The sequence below is a fragment of the Flavobacterium niveum genome (genome assembly GCF_055231775.1).
The window spans coordinates 137068-153218 of the sequence record NZ_JBUYSX010000002.1 but is presented as its reverse complement, the minus strand read 5'-3'; the positions used below and the strand labels follow the sequence as shown (position 1 = coordinate 153218).

At 44.7% G+C, this 16151-nt stretch carries 14 protein-coding genes; 6 read left to right on the top strand and 8 right to left on the bottom strand.

Annotation, left to right across the window (positions count from 1 at the left end):
* Positions 1-27: 27 nt before the first annotated feature.
* Complete coding sequence (locus ACZIX4_RS06060) at positions 28-627, bottom strand: helix-turn-helix transcriptional regulator (protein ID WP_463334719.1); 600 nt, start codon at positions 625-627, stop codon at positions 28-30.
* A gap of 118 nt (positions 628-745) precedes the next feature.
* Positions 746-1225 (bottom strand): hypothetical protein, encoded by a 480-nt coding sequence (locus ACZIX4_RS06055; protein ID WP_463334718.1) that lies wholly within the window; start codon positions 1223-1225, stop codon positions 746-748.
* Between the two features lie 141 nt (positions 1226-1366).
* On the opposite strand from ACZIX4_RS06055, the gene ACZIX4_RS06050 reads away from it, so the two are divergent.
* Complete coding sequence (locus tag ACZIX4_RS06050) at positions 1367-1861, top strand: RNA polymerase sigma factor (protein ID WP_463334717.1); 495 nt, start codon at positions 1367-1369, stop codon at positions 1859-1861.
* 6 nt (positions 1862-1867) lie between these two features.
* Positions 1868-2515, top strand: coding sequence for a hypothetical protein (locus ACZIX4_RS06045; RefSeq protein ID WP_463334716.1), 648 nt, complete (start codon positions 1868-1870; stop codon positions 2513-2515).
* 89 nt (positions 2516-2604) lie between these two features.
* Here the strand turns inward: ACZIX4_RS06045 and ACZIX4_RS06040 are convergent, their stop codons facing one another.
* From ACZIX4_RS06040 to ACZIX4_RS06020, 5 genes are all read right to left on the bottom strand, one after another.
* A complete protein-coding gene (locus ACZIX4_RS06040) occupies positions 2605-3258 on the bottom strand; it encodes an HD domain-containing protein (protein ID WP_463334715.1) in 654 nt (217 codons plus the stop codon).
* Positions 3259-3334: 76 nt separating this feature from the next.
* Complete coding sequence (locus tag ACZIX4_RS06035; protein WP_463334714.1) at positions 3335-5017, bottom strand: ABC transporter ATP-binding protein; 1683 nt, start codon at positions 5015-5017, stop codon at positions 3335-3337.
* A 92-nt stretch (positions 5018-5109) separates the two neighbouring features.
* On the bottom strand, positions 5110-5802 hold the full coding sequence (locus ACZIX4_RS06030; RefSeq protein ID WP_463334713.1) for a hypothetical protein: 693 nt from the start codon (positions 5800-5802) through the stop codon (positions 5110-5112).
* Positions 5803-5871: 69 nt separating this feature from the next.
* Positions 5872-7143 (bottom strand): serine--tRNA ligase, encoded by a 1272-nt coding sequence (gene serS / locus ACZIX4_RS06025; RefSeq protein WP_463334712.1) that lies wholly within the window; start codon positions 7141-7143, stop codon positions 5872-5874.
* Between the two features lie 113 nt (positions 7144-7256).
* A complete protein-coding gene (locus ACZIX4_RS06020) occupies positions 7257-8387 on the bottom strand; it encodes an endonuclease/exonuclease/phosphatase family protein (protein WP_463334711.1) in 1131 nt (376 codons plus the stop codon).
* 139 nt (positions 8388-8526) lie between these two features.
* On the opposite strand from ACZIX4_RS06020, the gene ACZIX4_RS06015 reads away from it, so the two are divergent.
* The 3 genes from ACZIX4_RS06015 to ACZIX4_RS06005 are packed head-to-tail and all read left to right on the top strand — an operon-like array spanning position 8527 to position 13317.
* Entirely contained in the window at positions 8527-11307 is a 2781-nt protein-coding gene (locus tag ACZIX4_RS06015; protein ID WP_463334710.1) for a carboxypeptidase-like regulatory domain-containing protein, read from the top strand.
* Positions 11308-11317: 10 nt separating this feature from the next.
* Positions 11318-11923, top strand: a complete 606-nt coding sequence (locus ACZIX4_RS06010) for a choice-of-anchor J domain-containing protein (protein ID WP_463334709.1) — start codon at positions 11318-11320, stop codon at positions 11921-11923.
* A 17-nt stretch (positions 11924-11940) separates the two neighbouring features.
* Positions 11941-13317 carry a DUF5689 domain-containing protein gene (locus ACZIX4_RS06005; protein WP_463334708.1) on the top strand — a complete coding sequence of 459 codons (1377 nt, stop codon included), beginning with the start codon at positions 11941-11943 and terminating at the stop codon, positions 13315-13317.
* A gap of 84 nt (positions 13318-13401) precedes the next feature.
* On the opposite strand, the gene ACZIX4_RS06000 is transcribed toward ACZIX4_RS06005, so the two are convergent.
* Entirely contained in the window at positions 13402-13902 is a 501-nt protein-coding gene (locus ACZIX4_RS06000; RefSeq protein WP_463334707.1) for a DinB family protein, read from the bottom strand.
* 155 nt (positions 13903-14057) lie between these two features.
* On the opposite strand from ACZIX4_RS06000, the gene ACZIX4_RS05995 reads away from it, so the two are divergent.
* A complete protein-coding gene (locus tag ACZIX4_RS05995; RefSeq protein WP_463334706.1) occupies positions 14058-16145 on the top strand; it encodes a prolyl oligopeptidase family serine peptidase in 2088 nt (695 codons plus the stop codon).
* Positions 16146-16151: the final 6 nt, after the last annotated feature.

Sequence of the window (16151 nt, the reverse complement as noted above, 5' to 3'; positions counted from 1 at the left end):
AACCAACCGGAAAACGTATATGCTTCACTACAAAGTTAAGAGGTAATCATACAGGTCGGTTTTACCGGAAATATCCAGTTTGCCTGCTATACGTTCCTTTCGCTTTTTGCAGGCATCGGTAGAAATATTAAGCACAATGGCTATTTCCTTTACATTAAGGTTCATGTACACGTAGGCAATAAAACGCATATCATTTGCCGTAAGCGATGGGTGCTTTTGTTTCAGGCGGGCAATGAACCCCGGGTTTACTCCTTCAAAATGCATCACAAAGCTACGCCAGTTACGCTCGGTACGCAGGTTTTGCTTCAGGAAATCCAGGTGCGCCGATAGCTTTCGGTTGTTCTTCAGGTTTGGACGTGACATAAAATAGCCTACTATCTGCTCTATATGGCGGTTCCTCTCTGTAGTATACAGCAACGTAGCCGATAGTTTACGGTTCTTCAGGCTCAGGGTTTCCACCAGCTGTTCGCGCTCGCGGTTTATTTCGGCCAACTGCTGTTGCAGCAGTATATTTTCTTTCTCGGTAGTATGCAGCTTTACCTTGTATTGCTGCACCCTGCGCCACGGCACTACTTTTCTGTAAAGCCGGGCTATAACTCCTATAACATCCTTTGCAGCCATCTTCATAACATAGTTTATATAATAAGGACAATAAAGTTTTAAAAAACCCGCCGTTAGATTTTGAAAATTTTCACGGCGGGCAAACGAAAACCATCATCGGTGTTGTCAATCAGTCAATGATATATTATCCCTGCTTAAAAATCAACTGTATGTCGGCACCGCTTTCATCGGGCAGGTACACATATAACTGGTTGTTTTTAAAGTTGTACTGAAACTCTTTTACCGCTTTGCCGTCAAAACTGGCCTCAATGTAGTTAAGGCTTTCTTTTTGGGTAAGGGTAAATTTCCCTTCGCGCTCGTTATATCCCAGTTTAATTTTTACGGCGTCTTTAGTAAACGTAAAGCTGTTTCCCGAAAAAGGCGCAAGCTGCTCTTTTACCTGCGCCGCTAAAAGGGCAAGGTCGTCTTCGGTAACCTCTTGCCCTTCTGTAAGCCCGGCATCAAGCAGCAGTACCTTTCCGGTTTTAATGTTGTAGTTAATACCGCTGAAATTAACAGCGTCTACTTTCCATTCTCCTTGTAGTGTGGTGGCTGTAGTAGCCTGTGCAAAAGCTATGGTTGTTGAAAATAACACTGCCACAGCAACGTAAATAAATGATTTCATGATGTTTAATTTTTAAAATGTTTGCCCGTTAGTGATAACCGTTTTGCTTTGTTACATAAAAAATTGAAAAAAATATTTTATGTTTATTGTGTGTAACAAAAATTGGATTTCTGCACTTACTACCGTTTCATATTTATTTTTATGGATAAAGAGCTCGAAAAATCCTTCCTGGACCAGCTGTATGAAAGCCAGACACTGCTTCATAAAATATGCAGCCTGTATACCAATAACGATGATGCCCATAAAGAACTGTTCCAGGAAATAACGGTACAGTTATGGCGCGCCTACCCCGGCTTTAAGGGAGAATCTAAATTTTCTACCTGGGCCTACCGGGTGGGGCTTAATACGGCCATGGCCCTGCACCGCAAAACGGTGAAAAGCTATGCGGTATCATTTGACAGCGATATACACATTGTACGCGACGAAGACTATAACTATGAAGTGGAAGAACACATTAAGCAGCTGTACCACGCCATACACGAAAAGCTAAATGATGTAGAAAAGGCTTTGGTATTTATGTACCTGGAAGAAAAAGAATATGAAGAGATAGCCGAAACGCTGGGTATTACCGAAGGCAATGCCCGCATAAGGCTGATGAGAGTAAAAGACAAATTAAAAAAAATATTAAATCCTTAAAATACTATGGAAGGATTAGACTTGCTGAAACAAAGCTGGAACAACGAAAACAGGTTCCGTAAGATACCGAAGGATGAGCTGTACGATATGGCCCATAAAAAATCGGCATCGGTAATGAAATGGATTTTGCTGGTAAGCATAACAGAATTTTTACTATGGACGACATTAGGGATGTTTTCTGATAGCGACACCAGTGATGAAGGATCACAGCTTATGATAAGCCTGGGGCTGGATACGTTTTTAAATATAGTATCTTATATCCATTATGCCGTTCAGTTCGGTTTTCTAATATTGCTTTACCGCAACTATAAAAAAATACAGCTTAAAGACAATGCCCAGAAGCTTATGGGCAACATCCTAAGGGTACGCAAAACCATAATGTACTACATTAACGTTACCATCTTCCTTATTATACTTAGGGGCGTAGTAAGCTTTTGGGTATACTTTACTAAAAACAAGGAAATGGTAGACCTTTTTGAGCGGCTGGATAAAGCTGACAAACTCTGGATAATGGTACTTATCATTGCTGTGATAGCGCTTATCTTCTTTGGGTTTATAGCACTGCTTGTATGGGGCTACTTTAAGTTGGTGTACGGCCTGCTTATGAAAAAGCTGTACCGCAACTACGAAGACCTGAAGAAAAACTTAGGTTAGTTTCCGGTCATAGTTACGATTTTCAGCAGTAGCCGCATTGTAGAATGCGGCTACGCCATTTTAGTGAAGTTACAAACAACTAAAAACCTCTAAAGCTGGCCTTCCCACTCGGCGTAAAACTGCGCCAGGAAGCTTTCCATAAATTGATGGCGGCCTTCGGCTATTTTGCGGCCTGTTTCGGTATTCATGCGGTTTTTTAGGAGCAGCAGCTTTTCGTAAAAATGGTTTAGGGTAGGGGCATTGCTGGCCTTGTATTCTTCCTTGCTCATGCCGGTAGCAGGTGCTATGGCCGGGTCGTACAGCGGACGGTTCTTAAACCCACCGTAGTTAAACGTACGTGCTATGCCTATGGCACCCAGGGCATCGAGCCTGTCGGCGTCCTGTACAATATCAAGCTCTTTACTGCTGAATTTCTTCTCGAAATTACCGCCCTTGAACGATATGTTCTCTATAATAGCCACCACGTGTAGTATGGTTTCTTCATCTACACCCTGGCTTTCCATAAATTCGCAGGCTACGCGCGGGCCTACGGTTTCATCACCATTGTGAAACTTGCTGTCGGCCACATCGTGCAGCAGTGCTCCAAGCTGAACCACAGTAAGGTTACACTCCTCGCCTTCGGCTATATTAAGGGCATTGTTATACACCCGCTGAATGTGGAACCAGTCGTGCCCTCCCTCCGCACCTTCAAGTTGCTGCTTTACAAAAGTTATGGTATGGTGTATTAATGATGCGTTGCCCATGGTAGTAATTTTTCAGGCAGCAAAAATACGGAAAACAAATTTTATCAACGTGTTCTCGATTGTTTCGACTTTACGCCTAAGAACTCGGAATAGCTGCAATCAGCTTTTTGGTATAGTCCTGCTGCGGATTTGCGTACAGTGCATCCGCTTCGTTCATTTCCTCAATGCGGCCTTTGTTCATCACCAGTACCTGGTCGCTCATGTATTTCACCACGGCAAGGTCGTGCGAAATAAAAATGTAGGTAAATCCAAAGTTCTCTTTAAGTTCGTTAAGCAAATTAAGCACCTGCGCCTGTACCGAAATATCCAGTGCCGAAACACTTTCGTCGCACACTATAAGTTTGGGTTGCAGGGCTATGGTACGCGCTATGCCTATACGCTGGCGCTGGCCTCCGCTAAACTCATGCGGGTAGCGGTTAAAGTGCTCCTCACCCAGGCCGGTGCGGTGCAGTATTTCTATGGCTTTTTCGCGGCGTTCTGCTTCGGTTTTGTAGAGCCTGTGCACTTTCATGGGTTCCATAATAGCGTGCCCCACGGTAAGTCGGGGATTAAGCGACGAATACGGATCCTGGAAAATGATTTGTATTTCCTTACGCAATTCGCGTATTTCTTTATCTGATAATTTGATTAAGTCCTTGCCCCTGTAAAGGATTTTTCCGGCGGTGGCTTTATCCAGTTGCAGTATGGCATTGCCAAGCGTACTTTTACCACAGCCCGATTCGCCCACAAGGCCCAGGGTTTCGCCTTCGTATATTTTAAAGCTTACATCGTTTACCGCCTTAAATGTGGCTTTTTTGCCAAACAGCCCGGCATTGGAAACATATTCTTTCTCTACATTTATTACTTCCAGTAGCGGTGGCTGGCTGTACAGTTTTTTATGTTCCTCGGCACGTTGTACGGGAGTAATTTCGGTAGTGTTTACGGTATTACCCAAGAAATCCTGTATGGTAGGCAGGCGTTTCAGCCGCACATCCAGCGATGGCCGCGAACTGATAAGCGCTTTGGTATAGGTATGCTGCGGGTTGTTAAATATATCTTTTGCATTGCCCTGCTCTACAATATCGCCGCGGTACATAACCACAACACGGTCGGCTATTTCGCTTACCAATGCCAGGTCGTGCGAAATAAAAATGATGCTCATACCGGTTTGCTGTTGCAGTTCTTTAAGCAGCAGCACTATTTCTTTTTGTACTGTAACGTCAAGCGCCGTGGTAGGCTCGTCGGCTATCAGTATCTTAGGGTTGCACGCTATGGCCATGGCTATCATAACGCGCTGCTTTTGCCCACCCGATATTTCGTGCGGATAGCGGTTGTATATGGCATCGGGGTTGGGCAGTTTTACTTTAGCGAACAGCTCCAGCACCTTCGCCTTGATTTCCTTGTCAGAAAGCTTAGTGTGTTCGTGCAAAATCTCGGCAACCTGGAAACCGCATTTCAACGATGGGTTCAGCGAACTCATGGGCTCCTGGAAAATCATGCTGATTTCGCCGCCGCGCAGTTTGCGCAGTTCTTTTTGGCTTAAAGCCGAAACATCGCGCCCTTCAAAGGTGATACTGCCACCGGTAACCTGCAAAATGCCTTTGGGCAATAATCCCATAACGGCCAGTGAGGTAACCGACTTACCAGAACCCGATTCGCCTACTATACCCAGCACCTCATTTTGTGCCAAATGAAAGGTACTGCCTTTTACAATAGGCGTCCATTGGCCTTCTTTACGGGCCGAAACAGTGAGGTTTTCTATACTAAGCAGCGGGTTCATGTGGTAAAGATAAACAACCTGTTACTTGTTTACAAGTGGCAAACGCCCGAAGCAGTAGTTTAGTTCGGGTTAGAAAAATTGAGGATGAACCATTAAAAACCAAACTCCTCACCCGTTATGCCCTGCATGTCCTGTAGTTTTATGGACACCGGGAGTTTAATGGTGGTTGTTTTGCTTACAGGATGGTTCAGCTTTTGGTCGAACTCATTGCCGCCGGTAGTAACAATTTGTTTCTTGGTGAGGAAATTAATGCTCTTTTCATAGATATCGCCAGCCGCCCTGTGTATGGAAAACTCATCATAACCTATAAGAATGAAATTACCCTCCTGGAAGCGAAATTTGTAGGTAGAAGTACCCGCATCCCAACCGCCACAACTGGACCAGTTACCAAACCTTATGTGCAATACCTGTTTTTTAATAACGAAATCTTCCCCTGCCGAAAAAGGGTCGGAAAGGCACGGCGCTTCAGCATCATGTTCCGTGGGTATAAACTTCTTGTTGGTAAGCTTCAGCACATAACCGCCGTTTTCCTGAAACAGTATTAGTAAATGCCTTGGATTGGTATTAAGCTCCTTAGCCCCCAGGCCTTCTTCATTTTTTATAATGTTAGCGGGGTCGGTATTTTCTATTACAATAGCCGCATCGTCAAGCCCGTCTTTATTTAGGTCGCCCGTGGCTTTTGCCAAAAGCTTCCAACCTGCAGGCACGTAACTTTCTATCGGTTTTCCCTGCGAATAAGCCATTGAAATGAAAAGGGATAGCAGTAGGGTTAGTCGGTTTTTCATACGCTAAAGGTATAAAAAAACCTGCCCCGTTACAGGGCAGGCCTCTATAAAATACTATTACGGATAAACTTAATCTATAATATCAAAACCTGTATAACGCCTAAGCACTTCAGGTATTACAATACCCTCAGGTGTCTGGTAGTTTTCCAGGATGCCCGCAAGTACGCGCGGCAGTGCCAGTGAGCTACCATTTAGGGTATGGGCAAGTTGATTCTTGCCTTCCTTGTCGCGGAAACGCAGTTTCAGCCTGTTACTCTGGAAGGTTTCAAAGTTAGACACCGAACTGATTTCCAGCCAACGCTCCTGCGCGGTAGAGTACACTTCAAAATCGTATGTTAGTGCCGATGCAAAGCCCATATCGCCACCACAAAGGCGCAGTACGCGGTACGGCAGTTTCAGCTCGTCCAGTATCTCTTTTACGTGGTCTACCATCCCTTCAAGTGCAGCGTAGCTGTTTTCAGGTTTTTCTATACGGACAATTTCCACCTTGTCAAACTGATGCAGGCGGTTAAGGCCGCGCACGTGGGCACCCCATGAACCGGCTTCACGGCGGAAGCATGGTGTGTAGCCTGTACACATTACCGGAAGGTCTTTTTCCTCTAGGATTACATCGCGGAAAATATTGGTTACCGGAACCTCAGCCGTAGGGATAAGGTACAGGTTATCGGCCACGGCATGGTACATTTGTCCTTCCTTATCAGGTAGCTGGCCGGTACCGTACCCCGAGGCTTCGTTTACCAGGTGCGGTACCTGGAACTCATTGTAACCGGCATCTGTATTTTTATCTAAGAAGTATGAAATAAGCGCACGTTGCAGTTTCGCTCCCTTGCCTTTGTATACAGGGAAACCGGCACCACTTATCTTTACGCCCAGTTCAAAGTCTATAATATCGTATTTCTTTATCAGGTCCCAGTGCGGTACGGCGCCATCATGTAATGCAGGTATATCGCCACTACGGAATACTTCTTCGTTTTCCTCAGGGGTTTTGCCTACAGGCACTATATCGGCAGGGGTATTTGGCAGCTTATACAGCGTATCGGTAAGTTCGGTAGTAACGGCAGCAAGGGTTTCTTCCAATTCTTTAGATTTCTCCTTGTACTGGCCGGTTTGCTCGCGCATGGCAGCAGCCTCGTCTTTTTTACCGGCTTTCATAAGCTCACCTATGCTACGCGACAGTTTATTGGACTCGGAAAGGATGGTATCTAGCTCTACCTGAGTGGACCTTCTTTTTTCGTCCAAAGCTATTACTTCATCTACAAGCGCTGTGGGGTCAAAATTACGTTTGGCCAGGGCGCTGATCACTTTTTCGCGGTTGTCCCTAATAAATGCTGTCTGTAACATGGTTGTTTAAAATTTTATAATGTGGGCAAATTTAACGAATTGTTTTGAAACGGGGTACAACAAAAAAGGCCAGCCGTAGCTGACCTTAAATATGTTTAAAGCTTTTTTGCAAATTACTTCTGCTCCTTTACAAGGTACAGGTATACCGGGAAGTGGTCGCTGTAGCCTACCTCCCCGTTAGAGTTTCGCAGCGGGTAGCCTTTATAGGTGCCCGTTTGCTGGGTAAGGTACGTTTTGTTATACACATTAGCCTTCCAGAAACGGTATGATGTGTAGTCTTTTTTAATCAGTGGCTCGGTAAGTATCATTTGGTCAAAAAGGTCCCACGCATCGCGGTAGGCCAGTGTGCCAATACCCTTTTTGCTCATTTCCTCCATAGGGTTATACAGTTCACCTGCTTTTACCTCATCTTTATGTGCCTTTGCACCAAGCACCACCTTAAGGCTCTTGTTATAAGGGCCGTCGTTAAGGTCGCCCATAGTTATAAGCTTGGTGTTCGGGTTAATTTTGTATAGCGAATCGATGGTCTTTTTGTTTAGTGCTGCTGCTGCCTCACGGTTTGGCGAACTTTTCTTTTCACCCCCGGCACGAGATGGCCAGTGGTTTACAATAAAGCTCATTTGCTCACCGTCAAGCAGGCCGGTAACCAGCAACTGGTCGCGGGTGTAAATACGGCCGGTGTAGTCTACGTTTATATAAAGGCCTTTTTCGTCTTCATCGGTCTTGTCCGATTTAATACCTGCCGCTTCATCCTTTTCGGCCTGGATTTTTTCTTTAGCCCTTTCCTGGTCGTATATAATTAATGGGATGTTTTTAAAACTTGTAGGCTTAAAAACGCTTTTGCGGTACAGTAGCGCCACGTCTATACCCCTTTTGTCAGGGCTGTCTACGTGGATAATGCCGTAACCTTTATCGGCAAGTTGCGGCTCCTTAATCAGGTCTTCCAGTACGCCACGGTTTTCTACCTCGGCAAGGCCAATGATAGCCGGTGGCTGAGGGTTTTCACCTGTGCCAAGTTCGCTTAATACGCGCGCCAGGTGTTTCAGCTTTTTTTTGTATTTTTCACCTGTCCAGTGCATGCGGCCATCGGCAAGCCATTCTTCGTCATTGTTCGTTCCGTTAATGGTGTCAAAGAGGTTCTCTACGTTATAGAACGCAATTGTCTGGACTTTAAACTTTTTGTCCTGCGAATACCCTGAAAACACCATTGATAACAGGAAAAGAAATACTAATTTTTTTGTCATTATTAACAAATATTAATTTAACGTCAATTTTTATAACAAACGGGGTGCCAAAGTAAATAATATTTTGGAAATAATGTACCTTTGCCGCCGTTAAGAAATTTTTAACTTAACAAAGGAAAGAAATAATTTAAATTTATCTATGAAAAAACTCGTACTCAGTCTTTTATTCATGGTGCAGTTTGTGTGTGCATGGGCACAGCAGCCGGCATCTGTACAGGGCAAGGTGGTAGATGCCAAAACGCAAAAACCGCTTGAAAACGTGGTGGCCACTATAGAGGCTACCGGCCAGACCGCATTGACCAATGCCGAAGGTATATTTGTTTTTAAAGACCTCGTTGCCGAAAGCCATGTACTTACCGTAACTACTGCCGGTTATGTACCTCAAACCTTTACCATTGAGGCCGTTGCCGGAAAACCGCTGGACCTGGGCGTGGTATCACTTGAATTAGACATTACATCTGAGCAGCAACTTGGTTTGATAACCATTACTGATAACGACCTTGGAGACGACAACAGCGGCTCTGAAAACACTGCAGGACTACTACAGGCATCTCGCGATACCTACCAGCAGGCAGCCGCCTTTAACTGGGGCCAGGCACGCTTCAGGATAAGGGGCCTTGACAACCAGTACGGTAACACCATGATGAACGGTGTAATGATGAACAAGCTATATGACGGAAGGCCAAACTGGAGCAACTGGGGCGGACTTAACGACGCTACACGTAACCAGGAATTTACCATGGGCAGCGCACCAAGCGACTACACCTTCGGTAACATACTGGGTACACAGGAAATAAACACACGCGCCAGCATATACAGGCCGGGACTAAGGATTTCATACTCGGGTACCAATACTAACTATAACTGGAGGATGATGGGTACGTACTCATCGGGCATGCGTGCAGACGGATGGGCTTATGTAATTTCTGCCTCAAGAAGGTGGGCACAGGAAGCTTACTTTGACGGTACAGACTATAGCGCAAACTCTTTCTTTGCCAGTATAGAGAAAAAAATAAACGACCACCACAGCCTTAACTTTACCAGCGTATATGCGCAAAACAGCCGTGGTAAAAACTCGCCAAACACACAGGAAGCTACTGATTTAGCCGGTGAAAAATACAACTCATACTGGGGTTGGCAAAACGGCAAAAAACGTAACAGCCGCGATAAAGATGTGGAAGAGCCTATACTAATGCTAAGCCACTACTGGACAATAGGCGAATCTACATCGCTAAACACTAACGTAGCTTACCAGTTCGGACAAATAGGAAACAGCAGGCTGGATTACCAGAATGCTAATAACCCTGACCCTACGTACTACCGTAACCTGCCAAGCTACCTTATAACTACAGGCCTTACAGCCCAGGCTGCAGACTCACTTGCCCCTTTTAACAACGGCGGCAGGCAGATAAACTGGAACCAACTGTACCAGACTAACGCTAACACGGCTAACGGCCGTAGCGCTTATGTACTGTATGAAGACAGGACGGATGACAAAACACTAACTGCAAACACTATACTTCGTTCGCAGCTTACCGATAATATTTCACTAAACGGCGGTGCAAGCTACAGGCACCTTAAGTCGCACAACTTCCAGAACCTACTAGACCTTTTAGGCGGTCAGTTCTTTGAAGATATAGACAACTACTACACCGGAGACTACGCACAGAGCGACCTTAACAACCCTAACCGCAGGGTAGTAGAAGGCGATACTTACGGCTATAACTACAACCTGTTTGCCAATGTAGCCGATGCTTTTGCACAGGTGAAATTTAACTACCGTAAAGTAGAATTTTATGTAGGCGGTACATATTCATTTACAGAATACCAAAGGGAAGGTTTATACAGGAACGGTCTTTACCCTACCTCTTCTTTCGGTAAAAGCGAAAAGCTGAACTTTGACAACTACGGTGTAAAAGGTGGTATTACCTATAAGCTTGACGGCCGTAATATGATTGTGGTAAATGCCGTGCGTATGACGCAGGCCCCTACCCTAAGGAATGCTTACCCTAATGCAAGGCTAAATAACAATGCCGTAGCCGGTATAGAAAATGAAACTATAACCAGTGGCGATATTAGCTATGTAATAAGGGCACCAAGGGTAAAAGCAAGGCTTACCGGTTTTTATGCTACTATAGAAAACTCTGTAAGGACATCATTCTTTTACGGAGACGGTATATTTGAAGGAGACGACGCAGGTGCGTTTGTAGCAGAAACCGTAACCGGTGCAGACAAGCTGATGATGGGTGGCGAATTTGGTATAGAATACAACCTTACCAGCACTATTACTGTAAGGGGTGCAGCGTCTTATGGCAGCTACACTTACAGCAACAACCCTAATGTAACCATAAATAACGATGCCCTGGCTACAAACGGAGACGATAGCGGCGTGGGTACTGTGGCTCCTGTTACAAATGTAGATTATGGTAAATCGCAACTTAAGAACTATAAAATAGGTGGCGTACCTCAGCAGGCTTACTCGCTGGGTATAGAATACCGCGACCCACACTACTGGTGGGTAGGTGTAAACGGTAACTACCTAGCTAACAACTATGTAGAAGTATCTTCTCTAATGAGGACAGAAAACTTCTTTAAAGATCCTGAAACAGGAGTGCCTTATGAAGATGTAGACATGAACCTTGCAAAGCAATTGCTTAAACAACAAAAGTTTGACGATTTCTTCCTTATGAACCTTCAGGGTGGTAAATCGTGGAAAATAGGCGACCAGCTTGTGGGTGTTTTTGTAAGCGTAAACAACGTACTGGACCAAACGTACAAAACAGGTGGTTTTGAGCAATCACGCAATGCTACTTACGGTGCACTTCGTGATGATATGGCTAACGGAAAGCCACAATTTGGCCCGAGGTATTTCTATGGTTTCGGAAGGAACTATTTCGTAAACCTTTACATCAACTTTTAATTGAATTGCTATGAAAATACATTTTAAAACCCTTTTCCTGGCTGCCTTCGCAACAATTACGCTAACAGGCTGCGATGACGATACCGACCTTCCTGTATACAGGGAACCGGTATTCTACCAAAAATTTGAATCAGGTGAGGATAACGACCTTCTTAGCCCTGAAAATACCCCGGACTGGACTACTTATATAGAAGCCGGTACCAAGCAGTGGACAGTACAGCGCTACAGCGACAACGGTTATGCTGAGTTTAACCCATACCAAAGCGGTAATACTCTTAATGTGGGCTGGCTTATTTCGCCTGCAATACCGCTTACCGCTAACAATGGCAAAACATTAGTATTCCAGTCGTCTCAGGCATATACTTCTTCTGCCGATAACAAGCTGGAAGTATTTATATCTACCGACTTTAATGGTACTAATGCAGCTACTGCTAACTGGACGCCTGTAAATTTCACTGCACCTGAAATAGGCGGTGTAAACTTTGCGTTTGTATCTTCGGGTAAAATAGACCTTTCTGCCTATAGCGGAAATGTATATGTGGGCTTTAAGGTTACCGGCGGTACAGCTTCTGCCGTAGACGGCTCTTACCAGATAGATAATGTAGTTGTTTACTAATTCCTAAAAAAATTCTTATGAAAATAAATTTTTATAAACCCGCCATCCTTAGCCTTGCCATGGCACTTGTGCTTACCGGCTGTGCAAACAACGATGATTATGGCGTACCGGTACAGGCTTGCACAGAACCGGCGCTAACGGTTAATAAAACTGTAGCTGCCGTAAACAGTGCCGCTACAACTACTGTAAGCAAATACCTTACAGATGACGTTATTGAAGCCTATGTAGTTTCAAGCGACGAAAGGGGAAACATATTTAAAACCGTATACCTGCAAACACTTCCGGCAGATGGTACTCCGGTAGGCTTTAGCCTTGCTATAGATAAAACAAGCCTTTTTGGGGCTAACTTTTACCCTGGCCGTAAGGTATATGTAAAGCTAAAAGACCTTTACTACGGTAAGGTAAACAGTGGCCTTGCCATAGGTGCCCTTTATGAGGGTACTGTAGGAAGGATTGCCGAGTACGATTACCAAAAGTATGTACAACCATCTTGCTCTGAAGTTAGCGAAGACCAACTGGTAAGGACCATGACACTGAGCCAGGCGCTAAACAATGCAAACCTAAACACCCTTATAGAACTTGACGGTGTACAGTTTGCAGACAACTTTGTAGGCGGCACTTACTATGACGAAGACGATACTGCAAACACTGCGGGTGGTGCCACTAACAGGGCAATAACCGACCTTAGCGGAAATACAGTACAGTTCCGTACCAGCAGCTACGCCAGCTTTAGCGGTAACGTAATACCGGGCTTTAGCGGTAAAATAAGGGGTGTACTTACTAAGTACGGAACCACTTTCCAGTTCCTTGCACGCTCTGCCGAAGATATTAACCTTACAGAAACAAGGCTTGATGCAGCCGCGCCAATTGTAGGTAATGCTATAACTTATGGCCTGTACAATGAAAACTTTGAAAGCTATGCTTTAGATAACGCTAACTTCCCTAATGCTGTAAACGATGCTGCTGTAGGTATACGTTACTGGCAGGTAAAATCATTTAGCGGTAACAAATACATCCAGATGACTTCATTTGGCGGTGGTAATACCGGTACAAACAAAACGTACTTTGTGGTACCTGTAAACTTTGATGCAGCCAATACGTTCTCTTTCAAAACCAAAGATGGTTACTATACCGGTAATGTACTGAAAGTATATTACTCTACTAACTACATACCGGGCGGAGACATTACCCAGGCAACACTTACAGACATTACATCTTCGTTTGCTATTGCATCGGGCACTACAACAGGTTATGCCCAAAATTTCACAAATAGTGGTAATTACAGTATTCCTGCTGCGTTAACAGGAAATGGCTACTTCATATTTGAGTACGTAGGTAACGGTAGCGCCGGCCCTACTACTACTATGCAGATAGACGATATCTTAGTACAATAAGTTTTACACTTACAGATACAAACAAAAACGGCATCCTTATAAGATGCCGTTTTTCGTTTTAATGACTGATGCCTGAACCCATAATTATTGCCTGTCCCAAAAGAACGGCGGTTCTATACCCAGCGCCCTAAGGTATACATAGCCCTGTGCACGGTGGTGAATTTCGTTATCTATAAAATACTGGATGCTGCTTAGTATGGTACCCTCATACTGCCCGAAAGCCTTAACGTAGTTACCAAAATCTTCAGGGGCAATTTGTGGCCAGTATACTTTTAGCTGGTTAGAGGCTTCGTCCCAAAGGGTAAGCAAATCTTCTTTAGTGGTAGGCATACCCACACCGGTTATGTGCGGCAGGTTACCATCGCCCCAGTTGCCCGTAGCCAGTCCTTTAATACCTGGGCCGGTAAGGTCTACAATTTCCATAACCTGTTGTGCAAACGGACGCATCCCCCCTACCGAAAATTCGAAAAGTTCTTTCTCAGGGAATGCTTCAATAACCCTGCGGGTAAGGCCGCGATGGCCACGCCAGTGGTTTTGCAGTTGCTCTTTTGTAACAATTGCTGTTGTTTCTTGTACGTTTTCCATGATATAGTTGTTTTTTATGATTTATATGCCAAAGGTATTTTGGTGTAGTGACAGCCCTGTGTCAGCAGTATTTTTAAATCATTAAAAATTTTTCAATGCAGCCAAATTTTCACTGCTTTATCTATTTTTGCAACGACAAACAAAACCAATCTTACATGAAAAAATTACTGCTGCTGGCATTGTTGCCGGTTGTATGTTTCGGGCAAAAATATCCTGTTACCAAAAAAACCACCAAAACCACTACCAAGTTCGGCACTACCATTACAGACGACTATACCTGGCTTAACGACATGCACGGCACCGAAGTAGCTGCCTGGGTAAATGAGCAGAACAAGCTTACACAAAGCCACTTCGGCACCATCACTAAAGAAGTATACCCGCTGCCCACCCTTGAAAAATATGAGGCGCAGACAAGCTTCAGGATACCGGCCAAAAAACGCGACGGCTATTATGCAAACTTTATAGACCGGGCAGAACATGGCGCTACACCGTACCTTGCCTATAAAAAGAAACTCGATGGTTATTACATAAAACTGGTAGACCCTAACTTTATTTACAGCGGCAAAACGGTAAACGTTATAGATTTTGAACCTTCCGTACATTCAAAAATGCTGGCGTATAAACTTATGGTAAACGGCAGCGACAACCATGAGATACGTTTTGTTTCGCTTTCGGGTAAAAAAAGTAACGAGATAATACCGAATGCCAAATTTGGCGGCATTGCCTGGAAAGGCGACGAAGGTATTTTTTACAGCAGTAACAGCAACCGTTCGCAATTTGCAGCCGATTCTACCTTCCAGGTAATGTACCACAAACTGGGTACCGATGTACTGAAAGACGAAGAAGTGTTTAACGCTGCTTCGTTTGCCGGGCAGGTATATTACTTTACCAGTCATGACGGTACCCGCCTGTTCCTGGAAACAGCCGCACGCAATGAGCAGACGGTAGACTTCTACTACGCCGACCTCACCAAAGACAAACTGGAACTGAAACCTTTTCTTAAAAACGTGCCGCCTGATTTTGATGTTTCGGGCTATGTACGTGGGCGTATCTATTATTCGTCTAAAGAATCGAACTGGGGCGATATCCGCAGCTTTGACCCTGATAAACCGGAAGATAAAACCGTGGTAGTACCACAGTACCAAAACAGCTTATTGGTAGGTGCTACTTTCTTTGAAAACCGCATACTGTGCCGCTACAAGAATAACGACGGCACCTACTTTATGCTGTTTGACTATACCGGCAAGTTTATAAAGCGCATACAGGTACAAAAAGGCATGGATGTGCAGCTTACCGGTAGCGACTATTACGATAAGGATGTGTTTTTTTATGTAACGTCATATACAATTCCGCCCATCCTTTTTACGCTAAACCTGGATAGTGGCAACTACGACCGCTACGTAAACAGCACCTTTGAGAAAACCACTGCGCCTTACCCTGTGGATTATTTTGAAACCAAAACCACCACCTATACCACCCGCGATGGCGTAAAGGTACCCTTAACACTGGTGTATAAAAAAGGGCTGCAGCTTGACGGTAACAACCCTACCCTGCTGAAAGCCTACGGAGGTTTTGGCATCGTAAATACCCCGCATTACGATAATGGGCTGATTTACTTTTTAAACAACGGCGGCGTATATGCCTATGCAGAAGTACGTGGCGGTGGTGAGCGTGGCGTTCAATGGCACAACGACGGCCGCAGGCTGAAAAAGATAAACACCCTGAACGACTTTATAGATGCTGCCCGTTTCCTTATAGACCAGGGGTACACTAATCCCGGCAAACTGGCCATTACCGGCGGATCGCAGGGTGGGTTGCTGGTAGGTGCCGCATTGGTACAACACCCAGAACTGTTTAAGGTAGCGGTACCACAGGTGGGAATCTATGATATGGCAAACTTCCACAGCTATACCATAGGCCGTTTCCATTATGATGAATATGGCGACCCTGATAATGAAGCCGAGTTTAAGGCCATGATGGAATATTCGCCATACAATAATATTAAGGACGGGGTGAACTACCCGGTAACGCTTATCCTTACTTCAGATAACGACGACCGCGTACCACCGGTGCATTCGTATAAATTTGCCGCAAGGCTGCAAAACCATAAAGGGCAAACCAATCCGGTATACCTGAAAACCTTACTAAACTCAGGCCACTACGGCGTTACCACCGGCCTGCCCGACAGGCTGGAGGAAAAGTCGGATTTTTACGCATTTGTACTGTACCACCTTACCCACTAATATAAA

Coding starts and splice junctions, on each gene's coding strand:
- serS (WP_463334712.1), bottom strand. CDS start 7,143: ATGTTACAGACAGCATTTATTAGGGACAACCGCGAAAAAGTGATCAGC.
- ACZIX4_RS06050 (WP_463334717.1), top strand. CDS start 1,367: ATGGATAAAGAGCTCGAAAAATCCTTCCTGGACCAGCTGTATGAAAGC.
- ACZIX4_RS06055 (WP_463334718.1), bottom strand. CDS start 1,225: ATGAAATCATTTATTTACGTTGCTGTGGCAGTGTTATTTTCAACAACC.
- ACZIX4_RS06030 (WP_463334713.1), bottom strand. CDS start 5,802: ATGAAAAACCGACTAACCCTACTGCTATCCCTTTTCATTTCAATGGCT.
- ACZIX4_RS06040 (WP_463334715.1), bottom strand. CDS start 3,258: ATGGGCAACGCATCATTAATACACCATACCATAACTTTTGTAAAGCAG.
- ACZIX4_RS06020 (WP_463334711.1), bottom strand. CDS start 8,387: ATGACAAAAAAATTAGTATTTCTTTTCCTGTTATCAATGGTGTTTTCA.
- ACZIX4_RS06015 (WP_463334710.1), top strand. CDS start 8,527: ATGAAAAAACTCGTACTCAGTCTTTTATTCATGGTGCAGTTTGTGTGT.
- ACZIX4_RS06000 (WP_463334707.1), bottom strand. CDS start 13,902: ATGGAAAACGTACAAGAAACAACAGCAATTGTTACAAAAGAGCAACTG.
- ACZIX4_RS06060 (WP_463334719.1), bottom strand. CDS start 627: ATGAAGATGGCTGCAAAGGATGTTATAGGAGTTATAGCCCGGCTTTAC.
- ACZIX4_RS06005 (WP_463334708.1), top strand. CDS start 11,941: ATGAAAATAAATTTTTATAAACCCGCCATCCTTAGCCTTGCCATGGCA.
- ACZIX4_RS06010 (WP_463334709.1), top strand. CDS start 11,318: ATGAAAATACATTTTAAAACCCTTTTCCTGGCTGCCTTCGCAACAATT.
- ACZIX4_RS06045 (WP_463334716.1), top strand. CDS start 1,868: ATGGAAGGATTAGACTTGCTGAAACAAAGCTGGAACAACGAAAACAGG.
- ACZIX4_RS05995 (WP_463334706.1), top strand. CDS start 14,058: ATGAAAAAATTACTGCTGCTGGCATTGTTGCCGGTTGTATGTTTCGGG.
- ACZIX4_RS06035 (WP_463334714.1), bottom strand. CDS start 5,017: ATGAACCCGCTGCTTAGTATAGAAAACCTCACTGTTTCGGCCCGTAAA.